This is a genomic window from Streptomyces sp. NBC_01257 (assembly GCF_035917255.1).
GTDB lineage: Bacteria > Actinomycetota > Actinomycetes > Streptomycetales > Streptomycetaceae > Streptomyces.
In genome coordinates, this window is record NZ_CP108472.1 from 8,285,902 (window position 1) to 8,301,333 (window position 15,432).

11 protein-coding genes are annotated in these 15,432 nt (G+C 71.9%); 6 read left to right on the forward strand and 5 right to left on the reverse strand.

Going from position 1 to position 15,432, the window contains the following annotated elements; translation table 11 throughout:
* Nucleotides 1–40: 40 nt before the first annotated feature.
* Nucleotides 41–2,395: an alpha-L-fucosidase gene (locus OG408_RS36100; protein ID WP_326673749.1), complete on the forward strand. Its 2,355-nt coding sequence runs from the start codon at nucleotides 41–43 to the stop codon at nucleotides 2,393–2,395.
* On the opposite strand, the gene OG408_RS36105 is transcribed toward OG408_RS36100, so the two are convergent.
* The 3 genes from OG408_RS36105 to OG408_RS36115 are packed head-to-tail and all read right to left on the reverse strand — an operon-like array spanning nucleotide 2,373 to nucleotide 5,201.
* Nucleotides 2,373–3,809 carry a lipase maturation factor family protein gene (locus OG408_RS36105; RefSeq protein WP_326673750.1) on the reverse strand — a complete coding sequence of 479 codons (1,437 nt, stop codon included), beginning with the start codon at nucleotides 3,807–3,809 and terminating at the stop codon, nucleotides 2,373–2,375. The genes OG408_RS36100 and OG408_RS36105 overlap by 23 nt on opposite strands.
* Nucleotides 3,810–3,843: 34 nt before the next feature.
* The gene (locus OG408_RS36110; RefSeq protein ID WP_326673751.1) at nucleotides 3,844–4,371 is read right to left on the reverse strand and encodes a DUF1990 family protein; all 528 of its coding nucleotides are present in this window, start codon (nucleotides 4,369–4,371) and stop codon (nucleotides 3,844–3,846) included.
* Nucleotides 4,368–5,201, reverse strand: a complete 834-nt coding sequence (locus OG408_RS36115) for a YndJ family protein (protein WP_285569662.1) — start codon at nucleotides 5,199–5,201, stop codon at nucleotides 4,368–4,370. The genes OG408_RS36110 and OG408_RS36115 overlap by 4 nt, the downstream gene beginning before the upstream one ends.
* A 202-nt stretch (nucleotides 5,202–5,403) precedes the next feature.
* Between OG408_RS36115 and OG408_RS36120 the strand changes: the two genes are divergently transcribed.
* Nucleotides 5,404–6,645, forward strand: coding sequence for a DUF6777 domain-containing protein (locus OG408_RS36120; protein ID WP_326673752.1), 1,242 nt, complete (start codon nucleotides 5,404–5,406; stop codon nucleotides 6,643–6,645).
* A gap of 34 nt (nucleotides 6,646–6,679) precedes the next feature.
* On the opposite strand, the gene OG408_RS36125 is transcribed toward OG408_RS36120, so the two are convergent.
* Nucleotides 6,680–8,113: a carotenoid oxygenase family protein gene (locus tag OG408_RS36125; protein ID WP_285569667.1), complete on the reverse strand. Its 1,434-nt coding sequence runs from the start codon at nucleotides 8,111–8,113 to the stop codon at nucleotides 6,680–6,682.
* Between the two features lie 185 nt (nucleotides 8,114–8,298).
* On the opposite strand from OG408_RS36125, the gene OG408_RS36130 reads away from it, so the two are divergent.
* Together OG408_RS36130 and OG408_RS36135 are read left to right on the forward strand one after the other, a co-directional pair.
* On the forward strand, nucleotides 8,299–8,895 hold the full coding sequence (locus OG408_RS36130; RefSeq protein ID WP_285569670.1) for a hypothetical protein: 597 nt from the start codon (nucleotides 8,299–8,301) through the stop codon (nucleotides 8,893–8,895).
* Between the two features lie 186 nt (nucleotides 8,896–9,081).
* Entirely contained in the window at nucleotides 9,082–10,074 is a 993-nt protein-coding gene (locus OG408_RS36135) for a chitinase (RefSeq protein ID WP_285569680.1), read from the forward strand.
* A 68-nt stretch (nucleotides 10,075–10,142) separates the two neighbouring features.
* On the opposite strand, the gene OG408_RS36140 is transcribed toward OG408_RS36135, so the two are convergent.
* Entirely contained in the window at nucleotides 10,143–11,510 is a 1,368-nt protein-coding gene (locus tag OG408_RS36140; protein ID WP_326673753.1) for an FAD-dependent oxidoreductase, read from the reverse strand.
* Nucleotides 11,511–11,796: 286 nt separating this feature from the next.
* Between OG408_RS36140 and OG408_RS36145 the strand changes: the two genes are divergently transcribed.
* The gene (locus OG408_RS36145; protein ID WP_285573346.1) at nucleotides 11,797–13,863 is read left to right on the forward strand and encodes a SpoIIE family protein phosphatase; all 2,067 of its coding nucleotides are present in this window, start codon (nucleotides 11,797–11,799) and stop codon (nucleotides 13,861–13,863) included.
* A 147-nt stretch (nucleotides 13,864–14,010) separates the two neighbouring features.
* On the forward strand, nucleotides 14,011–15,405 hold the full coding sequence (locus tag OG408_RS36150) for a wax ester/triacylglycerol synthase family O-acyltransferase (RefSeq protein ID WP_326673754.1): 1,395 nt from the start codon (nucleotides 14,011–14,013) through the stop codon (nucleotides 15,403–15,405).
* The last annotated feature ends 27 nt before the right edge of the window (nucleotides 15,406–15,432 follow it).

Genomic DNA, 15,432 nt, shown 5'->3' on the forward strand with positions numbered 1-15,432 from the left:
GCATTGACAGGTTCGCGTCGCGCTCCAATCATCGGATGTCATGACCGAACTTCCCAGGCGCCATGTACTCGGAATGACGGCAGGGGCGGCAGTCGGCGCCGTCCTGCTCACCCCCGCCACCGCCGAAGCGGCCCCGCACCCCGCAGCCGCCCCCGAGCCCCTTCACCGGAATGACTGGGGGGCCGTACCCCCGGCCGTTCCCGTCCCCCTCGACGACTGGTTCGACAACGACGGCATCGACACCGCGGAGGCCCGCGGCGGCGACTTCGACGGCTCCGGCTACACCTTCCCCGGCGAGGAACTCCCGGCGGGGGAAAGGGAGATAGCCGGTACCACGTTCCGCTTCCCGGCCGCCGAGGCCGGGGCCAGGAACAACATCGTGGCGCTCGGGCAGCGCATCGGCGTCCCGCCGGGGCGCTATCTCTCCGCGCTCTTCATCACCTCGTGCAGCTACGGCGCCGCCTCGGGCAAGGCCACCGTGCACTACGCCGACGGCACCACGACGTCCCCGGGCCTCGCCGGACCGGACTGGTACGCGGGCAACGGCGAGCTGACCGCCGCCTACCGGTACACCCCCGACGGCACGAAGGACCCGCACCCGGTCTCCCTCGCCGTCTCCGAGATCGCGCTCGACCCGGCACGGGACGTCGTCGCCCTGACGCTCCCCACCACGCAGCCCGCCGAGGAGAACAAGGCCAGCCTGCACGTCTTCGCCCTCTCCCTCCAGCCGGCCGCGGAAGGAAGGGCGCTGGCGGTCCGCGACGCCCACTCCACCACCTCGCTGCTGGACCACGGGTCCCAGAGCGTCGAGGCGACCGTCGTCAACGCGGGCACGGTGGGCATCCTCGCCGCCGACGGACTCACCCTCTCGGTGGACGTCCCCGGGGCGCGTACCGTCGCCCCCGCCCGCATCACCCGCCTCGCCCCCGGCGACCAGGCCCGTGTCCGCATCGGCATCCGCAACAGGCCGGGCACCTCGCCCGGCACCGCCCGGGACGGCAGTGTGGTCGCCCACGGCCGCGGGCAGCAGGCGGCCACCGTCCGGCGCTCGCTCACCCTCGGCGTCCCCGACTACACGCCGACCGACGCGTCCCTCTCCGCCCACCAGGCGCCCTACTGGTTCCAGGACGCGAAGTTCGGCATCTTCATCCACTGGGGCGTCTACTCCGTACCGGCCTGGGCACCGGTCGGAACGCAGTACGCCGAGTGGTACTGGAACCAGATGCAGGACCCCGGCAACCCCACCTACGCCCACCACCGGGACACCTACGGCGAGTCGTTCGCCTACGACGACTTCATCCCGCGGTTCCGCGCCGAGCACTTCGACCCCCGCTCCTGGGTGGAGCTGTTCCGGGACGCGGGCGCGCAGTACCACGTCCTCACCTCCAAGCACCACGAGGGCTTCGCGCTCTGGGACACCAAGCTCTCCGACCGCAACTCGGTGAAGATGGGACCGAAGCGCGATGTGATCAGGGAACTCTTCGACGCCTCCCGGCGCTACACCCCCGAGCTCCACCGCGGGCTGTACTTCTCCATGCCCGAGTGGTTCAACCCCGACCACCCGTGGATGGGCCACGCCCCGCGCAACCCGTACACCCTGGAGCCCGTCCCGTACACCGGCCACACGCCGGGCAGGGACTACGTCACCGAGTTCCAGGGCCCGCAGATGCTGGAGCTCATCGAGGGCTACGACCCCGAGATCATCTGGTGCGACATCGGCGGCGACAACGACAGCCACCGGGTGCTCGCCGAGTACTTCAACCGGGCCAAGAACCGGGCCCGTCCCGTCGACGTCACGGTCAACGACCGCTCGGGGATCGGGACCCACGACTTCACGACGCCCGAGTACACGACGTACGACCAGATCGTCACCGCCAAGTGGGAGTCCAGCCGCGGCCTCGATCCGTTCAGCTACGGCTACAACGCCCAGACACCGGACGAGAAGTACATGACCGCCGAGGAGATCGTGCACTCGCTCGTCGACATCGTCTCCAAGAACGGCAACTTCCTGCTGGACATCGGGCCGAAGGCCGACGGCACCATCCCCGACATCATGCAGCGCAGGCTGCGCGAGACGGGGGAGTGGCTGAAGACCAACGGGGAGGCGGTCTACGACACCACGTACTGGTCGCGGATGCCGCAGCTCGGTGAGGACCTGCGGTTCACCGTCCGCCCGGACAAGGCGTTCTACATCCACTCGCTGGCCAGGCCCGGGGCGAAGCTGACCGTCGGGGCCCCGGTGCCGGTCCGCAGCGGTGACCGGATCACGCTGCTCGGCCACGACCGGCCGCTGACCTGGCGCACCACCGGCGGCTCGCTGGTGATCGACGTGCCCGCGGCGGCCCGCGGCACCGGCGAGCATGCCTGGGTGTTCAAGATCGCCTGGTTGGGCTGACAGGGGAGGGGCCCGGCGGAGTAGGGCGCAGGAAGTCCCGCACATAGGAGCGGTGCCACCACTGCCCGGTGGCCCGCAGTTCGCGCCAGGTCGTGTACCGGTAGCGGTACACCCTGGCGCGGACGTGCGCCGGCGGCACGTCGGGGAAGGGGTTGTGCCGCAGCAGCCGCAGCGTGTCCCGGTCGTTCTCCAGCAGCCGCTCCACGAACGGCCCGAACCAGGGCCGGGCGTACGCGGGCGAGAGCGCCGCGAACCACATCATCCAGTCGAGCCGCAGATGGTACGGGGCGAACTGGCGCGGCAGCCGCCGCGGATCTCCCGGCTTGCCCCGGAAGCCGTACTCCCGCCACACCGTGCCCGGACGGAGGACCTGATCGTCGGTTCCCTCGACCACCACCTCCAGCCGGACCCGGCTGATGCTGCCGAACGCGCCGTACGTGTTGACCAGGTGCAGCGGGTCGAAGGAGCGGTTCATCACCTGCCGGCGGGAGACCAGATTGCGGGCCGGGTGGTAGCTGAGGACGAGCACCAGCGCCGTGACGGCGATGACCACCACCTCGAACCAGAGGGGTGCGGCGGACTGTGCGGGCGGCTCCGCGACCGGGGACCAGTCCATGGCCGACAGGGCGAGGGCGATCGTCAGCCAGTTCAGCCAGGCGAAGTTGCCCGAAAGGACCAGCCACAGCTGGGTGACGACCATCAGGCCCGCCGCAATGCCCGCCACCGGCTGCGGGGTGAACAGGAGCACCGGGAACAGGAGTTGGGTCACATGGTTGGCGGCCGCCTCGGCCCGGTGCAGGGGCCGGGGGAGCCGGTGGAAGAACCAGCTCAGCGGGCCCGGCATCGGCTGGGTCTCGTGGTGGAAGTACAGGCACGTCAGCTTCCGCCAGCACGCGTCCCCACGGATCTTGATCAGCCCGGCGCCGAACTCCACCCGGAACAGCACCCAGCGCAGCAGCCACAGCACGAGCACCGGCGGCGCCGTGTCCGCGTTGCCGAGGAAGACCGCCAGGAAACCCGTCTCCAGGAGCAGCGACTCCCAGCCGAAGCCGTACCAGACACCGCCGACCTGCACGATCGACAGGTACAGCAGCCACGGCACGGCCCACAGCAGCATGGCCGCCCCCAGCGGGACGTGCCCGTCCACTCCCGCGAGCAGTGCGACGGACAGGGCGCAGCCGGTCCAGGCGACCAGGGCGAAGAACCGGTCGGAGCAGTGGAGACGGAAGAGCCCCGGGGCGGTGCGCCAGTCCGTGCGCCGCACCTGCTCGGAAGCGGGCAGCATGCCGCGCTCACCGATCAGCGCCCGGAACTGGAGCGCGGCGGTGAGGAAGGCGGTCAGGTAGATGACGGCGAGGGTCTTCTGGAAGAGGAGACGGCCGAGCCAGTACCCGTCTGCGGTGAACCAGTCCATCCCCTCCAGTATCGGCCCGCGGATACGGCCGGGCTCATCGGCCGGCGGATTCGCGCCCTTCCGCGACGATCCTGCGCAGCGTGCGGCCGAGCCTGCGGGCGTACCAGCGCTGCGCCACCGGCACGAACGGTCCGGCGATCCGGGTGTACCAGCGGGCGTGCCTGCTGAACGCGAGGACGGTGAACGAGACCGTGCCGTCGTCCGCCAGTTCGGCCACGAAGCACTCCTCACCGCATTCGGGGTGCCGGGTCAGCGTTCCGTAGGCGAAGCCGATGCGCTCCGGGCCGTACTCGGCCCAGATCACCTGACACGGCGCCGTGAACCGGAACGGTCCCGCCCCGAGCGCCACCCGAACGGCGGCACCGGGTTCGGCGCGCGGTGCGGAGGCCCTGACCCGGGCCCCCGACAGGCGGTGCATGCGGAAATCGGTGATCGCGGCGCCCGCGGCCTCGAAGTCGGCGCGGCCGCGCCCGACCCGGGTCCGGTGGTGCAGGTGGTGGTAGCCGTCGGGGAGGGGGCCGAGGCGGGTGGCGCCGGTCTCCGGATAGCTGAGGCTGCTCATGAGGTCCTTCCTTCGTGAACGGCGGGGCGGCCCAGGCGCTGCCAGGCGAGCACCGAGCAGAGCGCGAAGCCCAGCGCGTTGCCCACCCCGTGGGTGGCGGCCATCCAGGCCAGGGTGGGGTGGGGGAGTCCGGTGGCCTCGCCCAGCGCCCAGCTCAGTGCGAGCACCATGGTCACCGCGAGGACGGCGGCCGAGGTGGCGAGCAGCAGCCTGGTGGTGCGGTCGCGGCCGGCGGGGCGGACCGTACGCCAGGTCAGCAGGGCGACGGTCCACATCCCCGCCGTCAGTACGACTGCCCCGGCCAGTTCGGCCCAGTCGCCGATGAAGTAGCCGATCAGGACCAGCAGGGTGCCCAGCGGCACGCTCAGCGCCGCGAACCGTCCGGCCGTGCTGCCCGCCACCCGGCCGACCAGTCCGGAGACCAGCGCGGCGGCGAATCCGGCGAAGTGGAAGTGCGGCACGGTCAGCGCCAGGATGCCGAGCCCGAAGCCGAACAGCGGCTGCCCCGCGCGCTCGGCGACCAGCGCGGTGGCGGCGACCACCGGTGTCACCAGGGCGGTGAGCAGGGCGATCTCGGCGGGTGCCGTGCGCGCCGAGCGCAGCCGGGGCAGGGCGTGCAGGGCGAGGAGTACGGCCCCGAGGCCGTAGCAGAGAGCCAGGGCGGTGGCGGCCGGACCGCGCGGCAGCCAGAGAGCGACGGCCCCCGGCGCGGCGAAGACCGGCCACAGCCTGGCCATCCGGGCGAGGTCCGGTGCGCCCGTCAGACGCAGCCCTGCGGGCACGATCACCAGCATCCCCAGCATCACGATCAGGTCCACCAGGACCGACATGACCGCACCTCCCCCAGTATTGAACATGTTCAAGCTCTGTCGTCGATGACTCTAGAGCCTTTCTTGAACGTGTTCAAGGCACTGTTCTGCCCGTCCTGCGGAGCCCTGCGTCCGTCGGGCGGCGCCGGCTTGCGGCGGCGGGGGAACTGCGGCAGACATGAGGGGACCACCCGGGACCGGTGACCAGGCAGGAGACCCCTTCGTGCACCCACCGATACGCATGCGGCGCGCCGCACTCGCCGTCCTGTCCGCCGGCATCCTCGTCACCGCCGGCTGCGCGCGGGGGAGCGTGGGCGGCGACAGCGGCACCGAGGGGACGGCGGACACCGGGGAGATCCTCCTCCAGCCGGCTGCGGACCGGGGGCCCGATCCCTTCACCCGGTCGACGGCGAAGCCCGCCGGGGCGGCCCCGGCCCCGACCGCCACGGCCTCCCGGCGGTCCTCCGCCTCGGGCGGCGAGGCCCCGCACACCCTTCCCGGATCGACTCCGGGCCTCTACGGGGGCACCCGCTCCGTCGCCTCCTGCGATGTCGGCGAGCAGATCCGCTTCCTCGCCGACGACCCGGCGCGGCAGGCGGCCTTCGCGCGCGCCGCCGGTGTGTCCCGGGCCGGGGTGGCGGACTTCCTGCGCGGTCTGACCCCCGTCCTGCTGAGCGCCGACACCCGGGTCGGCAACCACGGTTTCCGGGCCGGCTCCGCCACCACGTACCAGTCCGTCCTCCAGGCCGGCACCGCGGTGATGGTGGACGGCCGCGGCCTGCCGCGGGTGCGTTGTGCCTGCGGCAACCCGCTGAGCCGGCCCGCCGGAGCGGCCGGCACCGCCACCGGCGAGACGTGGGACGGCTACGACCCGGCGCGCATCGTCGTCGTCGAGCCGGCGCCGAAGGCCGTCACCGGTCTGGTCATCGTCGACGTGGCGCACGACGCCTGGATCGAACGGCCGTCGGGCGACGAGGGCGCCGGGGACCGGACGCCCGCGGTGCCGCCGCCCTATGCGCCCGGAGCCGACATCACCGGGCCGCTGCCCGAAGCGACCCCCACGAGGTCGAAGGCCCCGAAGAAGCCGGAGAAGTCGCAGAAGCCGGGGGAGCCGACGCCCTCGCGCGAGGCGCCCGTGCCGGAGGACTGCCCGCCGTCCGACGGGGCGACCCCGCCCGGCGAGGCCGTCAGGGCCACGGAGGAGCCGGCCGGTGTGCCGCTCGCGCCGCCGCTGCCCTGCCCCACGCCGACCGGTGTGCCGTCGGACGACCCCACGGATGGATACCCCGAACCTTTCCCCGAGTTCCCGACGGACGAGCCGACCGGTGCCCCCGTCGACCCGGACGATCCGCCGCAGGACCTGGTGCCGCCCATGACCGACGAGCCGCAGACCGCGATCCGGCTGCCCTGGCAGGACGACACGGAGAGTGGGTCCGAGGACGGTCCGGAGCCCGTCGGCGGCTGACGGACGGGCCCCGTGCGGTGGTGCGGTCCAAGCGTCACTCCTGCGTCGGCAGCCAGTTCCCGTGCAGGCCGAGGGGGACCCGGACCGGTATCCGCACCCGGGCGACCGGGCCGGACGCCGGGTCGTCGGCGGGGATGACGAGCAGCCAGCTGCTCGAATCCGTGCGGTCGGTGGCGTACGTCATCCAGTAGCCGCCGCTGCCCGGCGCGGTGCCGGGGGCGGGCGCGAAGACCGGCTCGCCGACGGACAGGTTCCCGGCCCGCCACACCACGCTCGTGCCCGACGCGTCCCCGCCGTCGTACCAGCGCAGCTCGTCGAACTCGCCCGGCAGCAGGTCCGGGTTGCCGGAGTCCCCGGCCACGGCCAGCTGCCCGTGGCGCCGGCCGATCAAGCGGTCGTCCGTGCGGGGGAGTTCCATCCTCGCCTCGTCCAGCACCGTGCGGCGCATCGTGCCCGCGACCGGATCGATGACCGCGCGGACCAGGCCCGCGGTGTTGGGCGGGCCGCTCCCGTCCGGAGCGCCCATGGAGAGGCGGGTCCACTGCACGTAGTCCAGGACGACATCACCGCCGCCGGGTTCCGTGTCGTACGCGTTGACCGTGTGCCACAGCCAGAACGCCTCGTCGGACGCCCACCGCACCGGGCCGCCGTCGCGGGGGACCAGGGCCACCCGGGTGCCCCGCTCGGGCCGCCAGTCGATCATGGACCCACCGCTCATCGCCGCGGCGATGTCGAAGAACACCGGTGCCAGCACGATCACCAGGAACCGTGCGGTCAGGCCCATGTCGTGGATCATCATCGGTTCGTCGAGCCCGTCGACGACGGTGGGACCGCGGGTCACCTCGCCGGTGGGGCCGATGGCCGACCAGGTGAGGTAGGGCGGTTCCAGGCCGTAGCAGAACACCATCATCTCGCCCGTGACCGGGTCGATCTTCGGGTGCGCGGTGATACCGGCCGGCAGTGCCCCGCCGAAGGTCTCCTTGCCGGCCGTCTCCAGCTCCGGCGTCATCAGGAACGGGCTGTCCGACTCGGCGAGCGCCAGCAGGCGCCCCGCGTGCCGCACCACGTTGATGTCCGGCAGGTCCCGGAACGTGCCCGCCAACTCCGGTTCCACATCCGGCACCTGAGGCATGATCATCGATTCGATGCCGCCCCACAGGGCGTGCCCGACGCGCTCTTCCGCGAGCACGGCGGGGGTCCGTACGAAGCGGTTGCGGTACCGGGCCCGGCCGCCGGACATCCACACCCCGTGCAGCATGCCGTCCCCGTCGATCGGATAGAGGAACGAACCGATCGGTGTGAAGCGGGGGTTGGGGCCGTTGCGCAGGAACAGCCCGTCGAGCTCGTCCGGCAGTTCGCCCAGCACCTGGAGGCCGGTCTCGTCGACCTCCTCGGTCACCGGGGCGAACCGGCCGGACAGGTGGACGACGCGGGTCGGATCGAAACTCCGCGAGGCATCTGCGGCCATGACGGCCTCCCTTGCCGGGGCGGGCGCGCACCTGGACGCGCGCCGTGCTGACCCTTCATTCAATCCCCGGCCCCGACCGGCTGCAACGCGGGTGTCCGCGGGGGTGGGGATGCGGCGGGCGGGCCCCGGCGCCACCATGGAGGGTGCGGCAGCGTGCCGTGCCGGGCCACACCGGGAGGTGTGCGGTGACCCAAGCCAATTCCGGGCGGCGGACCGGGAATCTCTTCTTCGCGTTCGCCCCGTGGATCATCTTCGACGTCATCGCGGGTCCCAGTACCTGGGAGTACGCGGCCCTGGCCGGCCTCGTCGCCGCCGTGGTGCTCAACCTGCCCGATCTGCGCCGGGGTTCCTACAAGGTGCTGGAGGTGGCGGGCATCGCCTTCTTCGCGGTCCTCAGCGTGCTGGCGCTCTTCCTCGACCGTCAGGACCTGGACTGGCTGGAGCGGTACGCCCAGGTCCTCTCCAGCGGGGTGATCGCGGTGGTGGCCCTCGGGTCGCTGGCGTTCGTCCCGTTCACGGAGCAGTACGCGCGGGACACCACACCCCGTGAGGTGTGGGGTACGCCCGTCTTCCGTCACGTCAACCAGGTGCTGACGCTGGTCTGGGGAGGGGTCTTCGTCGCCACCGCGCTGCTGGGCCTGCTCGCGATCCACACGTCGTCCGGTTCCGACTGGTACAACTGGGTCATCCCGGCGGTCCTGCTGGTCCTGGCGGTCCGGTTCACGGAGCGCTACCCGGACCAGGTGCGCGAACGGTCCCTGAGGGCGCGCGGCGCCCCGTGAGGCCGCCACAGCCTCCGCTTTTGGTCCAGACCTATTGACGGAAGGTCTGGACCACTTTACGTTGGGCGCGTCCGTGGTCCTGGCCTCGTTTGTCAGGAGCATGCCAAATCGGAAAGGGGTGTCGCCGTGTTCGGTCGTACATCACGTCTGCTGGGGGCCGGCCTCGCGGCGGCGTGCATCGTGCCGATGCTGGTGGCCGCCGCGCCGGGCTCCGCGCAGGAGGACACCTGCGCGGTCAAGCCGAAGCCGGCGGGCAAGGTGCTCCAGGGGTACTGGGAGAACTGGGACGGCGCCTCCAACGGAGTGCACCCGCCGCTGGGCTGGATCCCGGTCACCGACAGCCGCATCCCGCAGCACGGCTACAACGTGCTCAACGCGGCCTTCCCGGTGATCCTCTCCGACGGCACCGTCCTGTGGGAGGACGGGATGGATTCGACCGTGAAGGTGCCGACCCCGGCCGAGATGTGCCAGGCGAAGGCGTCCGGGCTCACCACCCTGATGTCCATCGGCGGTGCGACGGCCGGTATCGACCTCAGTTCGAGCACGGTCGCCGACCGCTTCGTCGAGACGGTGGTGCCGATCCTCAAGAAGTACAACTTCGACGGCATCGACATCGACATCGAGACCGGCCTGAGCGGCAGCGGCAACATCAACCAGCTCTCCGCCTCGCAGGCCAACCTGATCCGCATCATCGACGGCGTCCTCGCGCAGATGCCGTCCGGCTTCGGTCTGACGATGGCGCCGGAGACGGCCTACGTCACCGGCGGCAGCGTCACGTACGGCTCGATCTGGGGTGCGTACCTGCCCATCGTGAAGAAGTACGCGGACAACGGCCGGCTCTGGTGGCTGAACATGCAGTACTACAACGGCAGCATGTACGGCTGCTCCGGCGACTCGTACTCCGCGGGCACCGTCGAGGGCTTCACCGCGCAGACGGACTGTCTCGACAAGGGGCTCGTCATCCAGGGCACCACCATCAGGGTGCCGTACGACAAGCAGGTCCCCGGACTACCGGCCCAGCCGGGCGCCGGCGGCGGTTACATGGCGCCGAACCTCGTCTCGCAGGCCTGGAACCACTACGGCGGCAGCCTGAAGGGCCTGATGACCTGGTCGCTGAACTGGGACGGATCCAAGAACTGGACCTTCGGGGACAACGTGAAGGCGCTGCAGGGCCGCTGACGTCCCGGCGACGGCGAAGGCCCCGGAGCAGCCCTGCGCAGGGCTGCTCCGGGGCCTTCGCCGCGGTGTCAGTTGCCGGGCCCGGAGGCGTCCAGCATGGCGTGACGCTCCACGACCTTCACCCGCTCGCGGCCCTGCTCCTCGCCCAGCGCGCGCTCGTGCGCGTCCAGCCGGTACCAGCCCTCGCGGGTGGTGTAGCGGACGCCGCGGGCCTCCAGGAACTCGGTCACGGCCGACGGCTCGGGCTGCGCCGGCGCCGGGAGACGGCCGGCGCCGTGGTCCTCCAGCAGGCAGGCGACCGTCTCGTTGGCGTCCCCCTTGGTGTGGCCGATCAGGCCGATCGGGCCCCGCTTGATCCAGCCGGTGACGTACACCGACTCCATCGGCTCACCGCCGGAGAGCACCCGGCCCGCGGCGTGCGGGACGGTGCCGGACGCGACGTCGAACGGGAGCTTGGGCAGCTCCTGCGAGTAGTAGCCGACCGCGCGGTAGACGCTCTGCACGTCCCAGTCGGTGAACCGGCCGGTGCCCTTGACGTTGCCCGTGCCGTCCAGCTCGGTGCGCTCGGTGCGCAGCCCGACGACCCGGCCGTCCTCGCCGACGATCTCCACGGGCGACTCGAAGAAGTGCAGGAAGAGCTTGTGCGGGCGGTCGCCGACATCGCGGATCGCCCAGTTCTCCAGCGTGGAGGCGACCATGTTGGCCTGCTTGTTGCCGCGCCGGGTCTCGATCGAGCCCGCGTCGTAGTCGATGTCCTCGGGGTTGACGATGACCTCGATGTTCGGCGAGTGGTCCAGCTCCCGCAGCTCCATCGGGCTGAACTTGGCCTGGGCCGGACCGCGCCGCCCGAAGACGTGCACCTCCAGCGCCTTGTTGGCCTTGAGCCCGTCGTGGACGTTGGCGGGGATCTCGGTCGGCAGCAGCTCCTCGGCCGTCTTGGCGAGGATGCGGGCCACGTCCAGGGCCACGTTGCCGACGCCCAGCACGGCGACCTTCTCGGCCTCCAGCGGCCAGGTGCGCGGCACGTCAGGGTGGCCGTCGTACCAGGAGACGAAGTCGGCGGCCCCGTAGGAGCCGTCCAGCTCGTTGCCCGGGATGTCGAGGGCGCGGTCCGCGTCGGCGCCGGTGGAGAAGATCACGGCGTCGTAGAAGGTCCGGAGCTCGTCCAGGCCGATGTCGCCCGGGTAGTCGACGTTCCCGAAGAGCCTCAGCTGCGGCTTGTCCAGGACCTGGTGCAGCGCCTGCACGATGCCCTTGATCCGCGGGTGGTCCGGGGCAACGCCGTAACGGATCAGGCCGAAGGGGGCGGGCATCCGCTCGAACAGGTCGATGGAGACACCCGGGTCGGCGGCGGCGTCGGATTTGAGCAGCGCGTCCGCTGCGTAGATTCCGGCGGGACCGGCTCCGACGATGGCGACGCGGACGGGGCGTGTCATGGAGGGCTGTTCCTTAGGACGGGCGAGCAGGAGCAGGGCGGGCCTTGGTAAGGCTTGGCTTACTCCGCCCCGACGCACACGTTAGTCGCTGGTCCTGCCCGCTTTCGGAGGGGGGAGGTGTTCTGCGGGGATTTCCGGCACCCCGCACCCGCGCCGTTCCGGGGAATCCCTTGGGAATCCCCGGGGAACCGGCCCTCCCGGGTGGCCCGGAAATGTGTTCCATCGCACGTTCACCAGATGGACTGCTCGCTCGAACAATCGGACAAATGATGGCAGAGTGACGCATATGGATGATCGGGTAGCGGGTGCCCTGTCACTCCCGGACGACTGGCCCGCCCACCCGGACCTCAGTCTCGCCCTGAACCGTATGGGCAGCTTCGACTGGGACCTCGACAGCGGCCTCATGCACATGGACCAGGCGGCCCTCGACGTGTTCGACCTGCGGGCCGACGAGTACGACGACAAGCCGACGACGCTCGGGATCCGGGTGCCGGCGGACGAGGGCGTGCGGCTCGACGCCATGGTCACCGAGGCGCTCAAATCGGGCCTGACCAACTACGGGGCGTACTTCCGCATGCGCCGGCGCGACGGCACCCTGCAGTGGACGCACACCCAGGGCTTCGTCCGGCGTGACCCCACCGGCCGGCCGCGCCGCATCATCGGCATCGTCCGGGACGCCACCCAGGAGCTGGCCGACTCCACGGCCCGCCGCGAGCTGGACGAGGAGCGCCGGCGGCGCACCAGCCTGGTGGAGGCCACCACGGCCGCGCTCGCCCACGCCCGTACCGTCAAGGACGTCATCGACGTGCTCAAGAACTCCCAGGGGCTCGCCCACCTGGGAGCGACCAGTCTGGTCATGGGGCTGATCGAGGCCGGGCGCATCCATCTGGTCGCCGACGGGCCCGAGGGGGCCTTCGTGCCGGGGACCCGGTACACCCGCACGGACGAGCAGTACCCGATGAGCGAGGTCGTGCGCACGCTCACCCCGCGCTTCATCGACTCCGCGGAGGACTTCGCCGACTCGTACCCGATCCTGTGGCCCCACATCAGCCACCTCGGCATCACCTCCGCCGCCTATATGCCGCTGATCGCCCAGGCCCGCCCGATCGGCGCACTCGGGCTGCTCTACAGCGACAAGGACGGTTTCACCGGCGACGAGCGCAACCTGCTGGTCGCCCTCGGCAGCTCCATCGCCCAGAGCCTCCAGCGGGCCATGCTCTACGAGCAGGAGCACGACCTCGCCGAGGGGCTCCAGCAGGCCATGCTGCCCCGCCGGATCCCCGAGGTGCCGGGCGCGCAGATCGCCGTCCGCTACCGCTCGGCCCGGCTGGGCCGGGACATCGGCGGCGACTGGTACGACGTCATCCCGCTGCCCGGCGGCCGGGTCGGAACCGTCATCGGGGACGTCCAGGGCCACGACACGCACGCCGCAGCCGTCATGGGACAGCTGCGCATCGTGCTGCGGGCGTACGCCGCCGAGGGGCACAGCCCCGCCACCGTCATGGCGCGGGCCTCCGTCTTCCTGCACGAGCTGGACACGGACCGGTTCGCGACCTGTACGTACGCCGAGGCCGACCTGACCACCGGAGTGGTGCAGGTGGTCCGGGCCGGCCATGTGGACCCGCTGGTGCGGGAGGCCGACGGGAGCTGCCGCAAGGTGCCCGTCGAGGGCGGGCTGCCACTGGGGCTCTCCGCCGAGTTCGGGCGGCTGGAGTATCCCGTCAGCACGGTCGAGCTGGACCCCGGGCAGACCATGGTGCTGTTCACCGACGGCCTGGTGGAGCTGCCGGGAGCCGACCTCGACGAGGGCATGCAACTGCTCACGGCCATGATCAGGAACGGCCCCGAGGACCTTCAGCAGCTGGCCGACCGGCTCTGCGAATCGGTCGACGAGCGCGGCGGCGAGGACGACGTCGCGGTGCTGCTGCTGCGCCGGAAGGCGGCACACGCCCCGCAGCCCGGCGGACGGCTCCAGCAGCACGTGGCCCAGAACGACCCCGAGGCGCTCAGCTCGGCCCGCCACATGATCCGTGCGGCCGTCCGGGCGTGGGGCGCGAAGGAGCGGGCGGACGAGGTGGAGCTGGCCGCCGACGAACTGACCACCAACGCGCTGATGCACACCGACGGCGGCGCGATCGTCACCATCCGGGTGCTCACCGGGCCCGAGCGGCGGCTGCGCGTCGATGTCGAGGACCGGTCCAGCGCCCTTCCGCGCCGCCGGGACGCGGGCGATGCCGGGGTCTCCGGCCGCGGTCTGATGCTCGTCGACCGGCTGGCGGACGCCTGGGGTGTCGAGTCCCGGGGCACCGGCAAGTGCGTCTGGTGCGAATTCGTCATCCCGCCGCGCGGCTGATCCGGCGGTCCCGCCGGATCGGGCGTGCGGCGGCATTGAACACTACTGCAAAGTAACAGAACGTAACATGTCTGTACTTGACCGTAACCGACTGCGGGAGATTGACTGCGACTCCGTCAGTCTCGTCTTCGATGACATGAGGACCCGTTGGGCACTGAGCTACTGGCACCTCTCGATCTCGCCTTCTGGCACCTCGAGTCCGATGCGCACCCCATGCACCTCGGCGCACTTGCCGTCTTCTCGCCGGGCGCGGGCCCGGCCCCCGGACCCGAGGACCTGCTCGAACTGCTCGGCAGCCGGGCCGCGGCCATCCCCCGGCTGCGGATGCGGGTGCGTGACGTGCTGCTGCCCGTCGGCGGCGCGGCCTGGTCGGTGGACAAGGACTTCGACGTCCACCGGCACGTCAAGCGGGTGCGGCTGCCCGCGGCGGAGACCGCCGACGAGAGCGGTTTCATGGCGGCGGCCACCCGGCTCGCCGGGGAACTGATGGAGCAGCCGCTGCGCAGGGGGCTGCCGCCCTGGCAGATGTACGTCATCGGCGGCGCCCCCGACGGTCCCTTCGCCGTCCTGGTCAAGCTCCACCACGCGCTCGCCGACGGGATGCGCGCGGTCGCCATCGGGGCCGGGATCTTCGACGAGATCGCCACGGCGGCCGGCCGGGGCCGGCCCGGTGTGACGGCCGGCCGGGTGCGTCCCGTGCCGCCGCGCTCCTGGATGCCCGGCCCGCGCCAGGTCGCCGGGCTCGCCCTCGGACGGATCGAGGACCTCGGCCGGGCCTTCGGGGTCGGAGCCTCGCTGGTACGCGCCAGCCGCCTCGACCTGCGCGGCGCACCGTCCCTGAGCGCCAGCTCCAGCGGCACCCGCCGCCTGGCCACCGCCGATCTCGACCTCGAAGCCGTCCGGCGGATCCGCCGGGCCGCCGGCGGGACGGGCAACGACGTGCTGCTCGCGGTGGTGGCGGGAGCGCTGCGCCGCTGGATGCTGGAGCGCGGCGAACCGCTGCCCGGAGCCGATCCGCGCGCCCTGGTCCCGGTCTCCCGGCGCCGTCCGGGCGGTGCGGCCGCCGCCACCGGCAACCGGCTCTCCGCCTATCTTCTGGGCCTGCCCGTCTCCGAACCCGACCCCTGGGAGCGGCTGCGGGCCGTCCGCGGGGCCATGGACCGCAACAAGTCGGCAGGGCCGCTGCGCGGGGCCGGCGCGGTCGCCGTGCTCGCCGACCAGCTTCCCTCGCTGGCCCACCGGTTCGGCGCACCGATCGCGGGCAACGCCGCCCGGATGCTCTTCGACGTGCTCGTCACCAGTGTGCCGCTGCCGCGCTCGGCCCTCTCGCTCGGCGGCTGCCCGCTGCGCGCGCTCTACCCCATGGCGCCGCTGGCCCGCGGCCAGTCCCTGGCCGTCGCGCTGACCACGTACGGCTCCACCGTGCAGATCGGTCTGGTCGCCGACGGCAAGGCCCTGCCCGACCTGGACCGGCTGGGGCGCTGCGCCGAGGAGGAAGTGGCCGAACTGCTGGCGCTGCTGCCGGTGAGCGGCACTCCATAGATCGGACAGGTCACGGGGCAATCTTCG

Excerpts from the sequence above, each read along its gene's own strand:
- OG408_RS36100 (WP_326673749.1), top strand. The coding sequence starts at position 41 with ATGACCGAACTTCCCAGGCGCCATGTACTCGGAATGACGGCAGGGGCG.
- OG408_RS36105 (WP_326673750.1), bottom strand. The coding sequence starts at position 3,809 with ATGGACTGGTTCACCGCAGACGGGTACTGGCTCGGCCGTCTCCTCTTC.
- OG408_RS36110 (WP_326673751.1), bottom strand. The coding sequence starts at position 4,371 with ATGAGCAGCCTCAGCTATCCGGAGACCGGCGCCACCCGCCTCGGCCCC.
- OG408_RS36115 (WP_285569662.1), bottom strand. The coding sequence starts at position 5,201 with ATGTCGGTCCTGGTGGACCTGATCGTGATGCTGGGGATGCTGGTGATC.
- OG408_RS36125 (WP_285569667.1), bottom strand. The coding sequence starts at position 8,113 with ATGGCCGCAGATGCCTCGCGGAGTTTCGATCCGACCCGCGTCGTCCAC.
- OG408_RS36135 (WP_285569680.1), top strand. The coding sequence starts at position 9,082 with ATGCTGGTGGCCGCCGCGCCGGGCTCCGCGCAGGAGGACACCTGCGCG.
- OG408_RS36140 (WP_326673753.1), bottom strand. The coding sequence starts at position 11,510 with ATGACACGCCCCGTCCGCGTCGCCATCGTCGGAGCCGGTCCCGCCGGA.
- OG408_RS36145 (WP_285573346.1), top strand. The coding sequence starts at position 11,797 with ATGGATGATCGGGTAGCGGGTGCCCTGTCACTCCCGGACGACTGGCCC.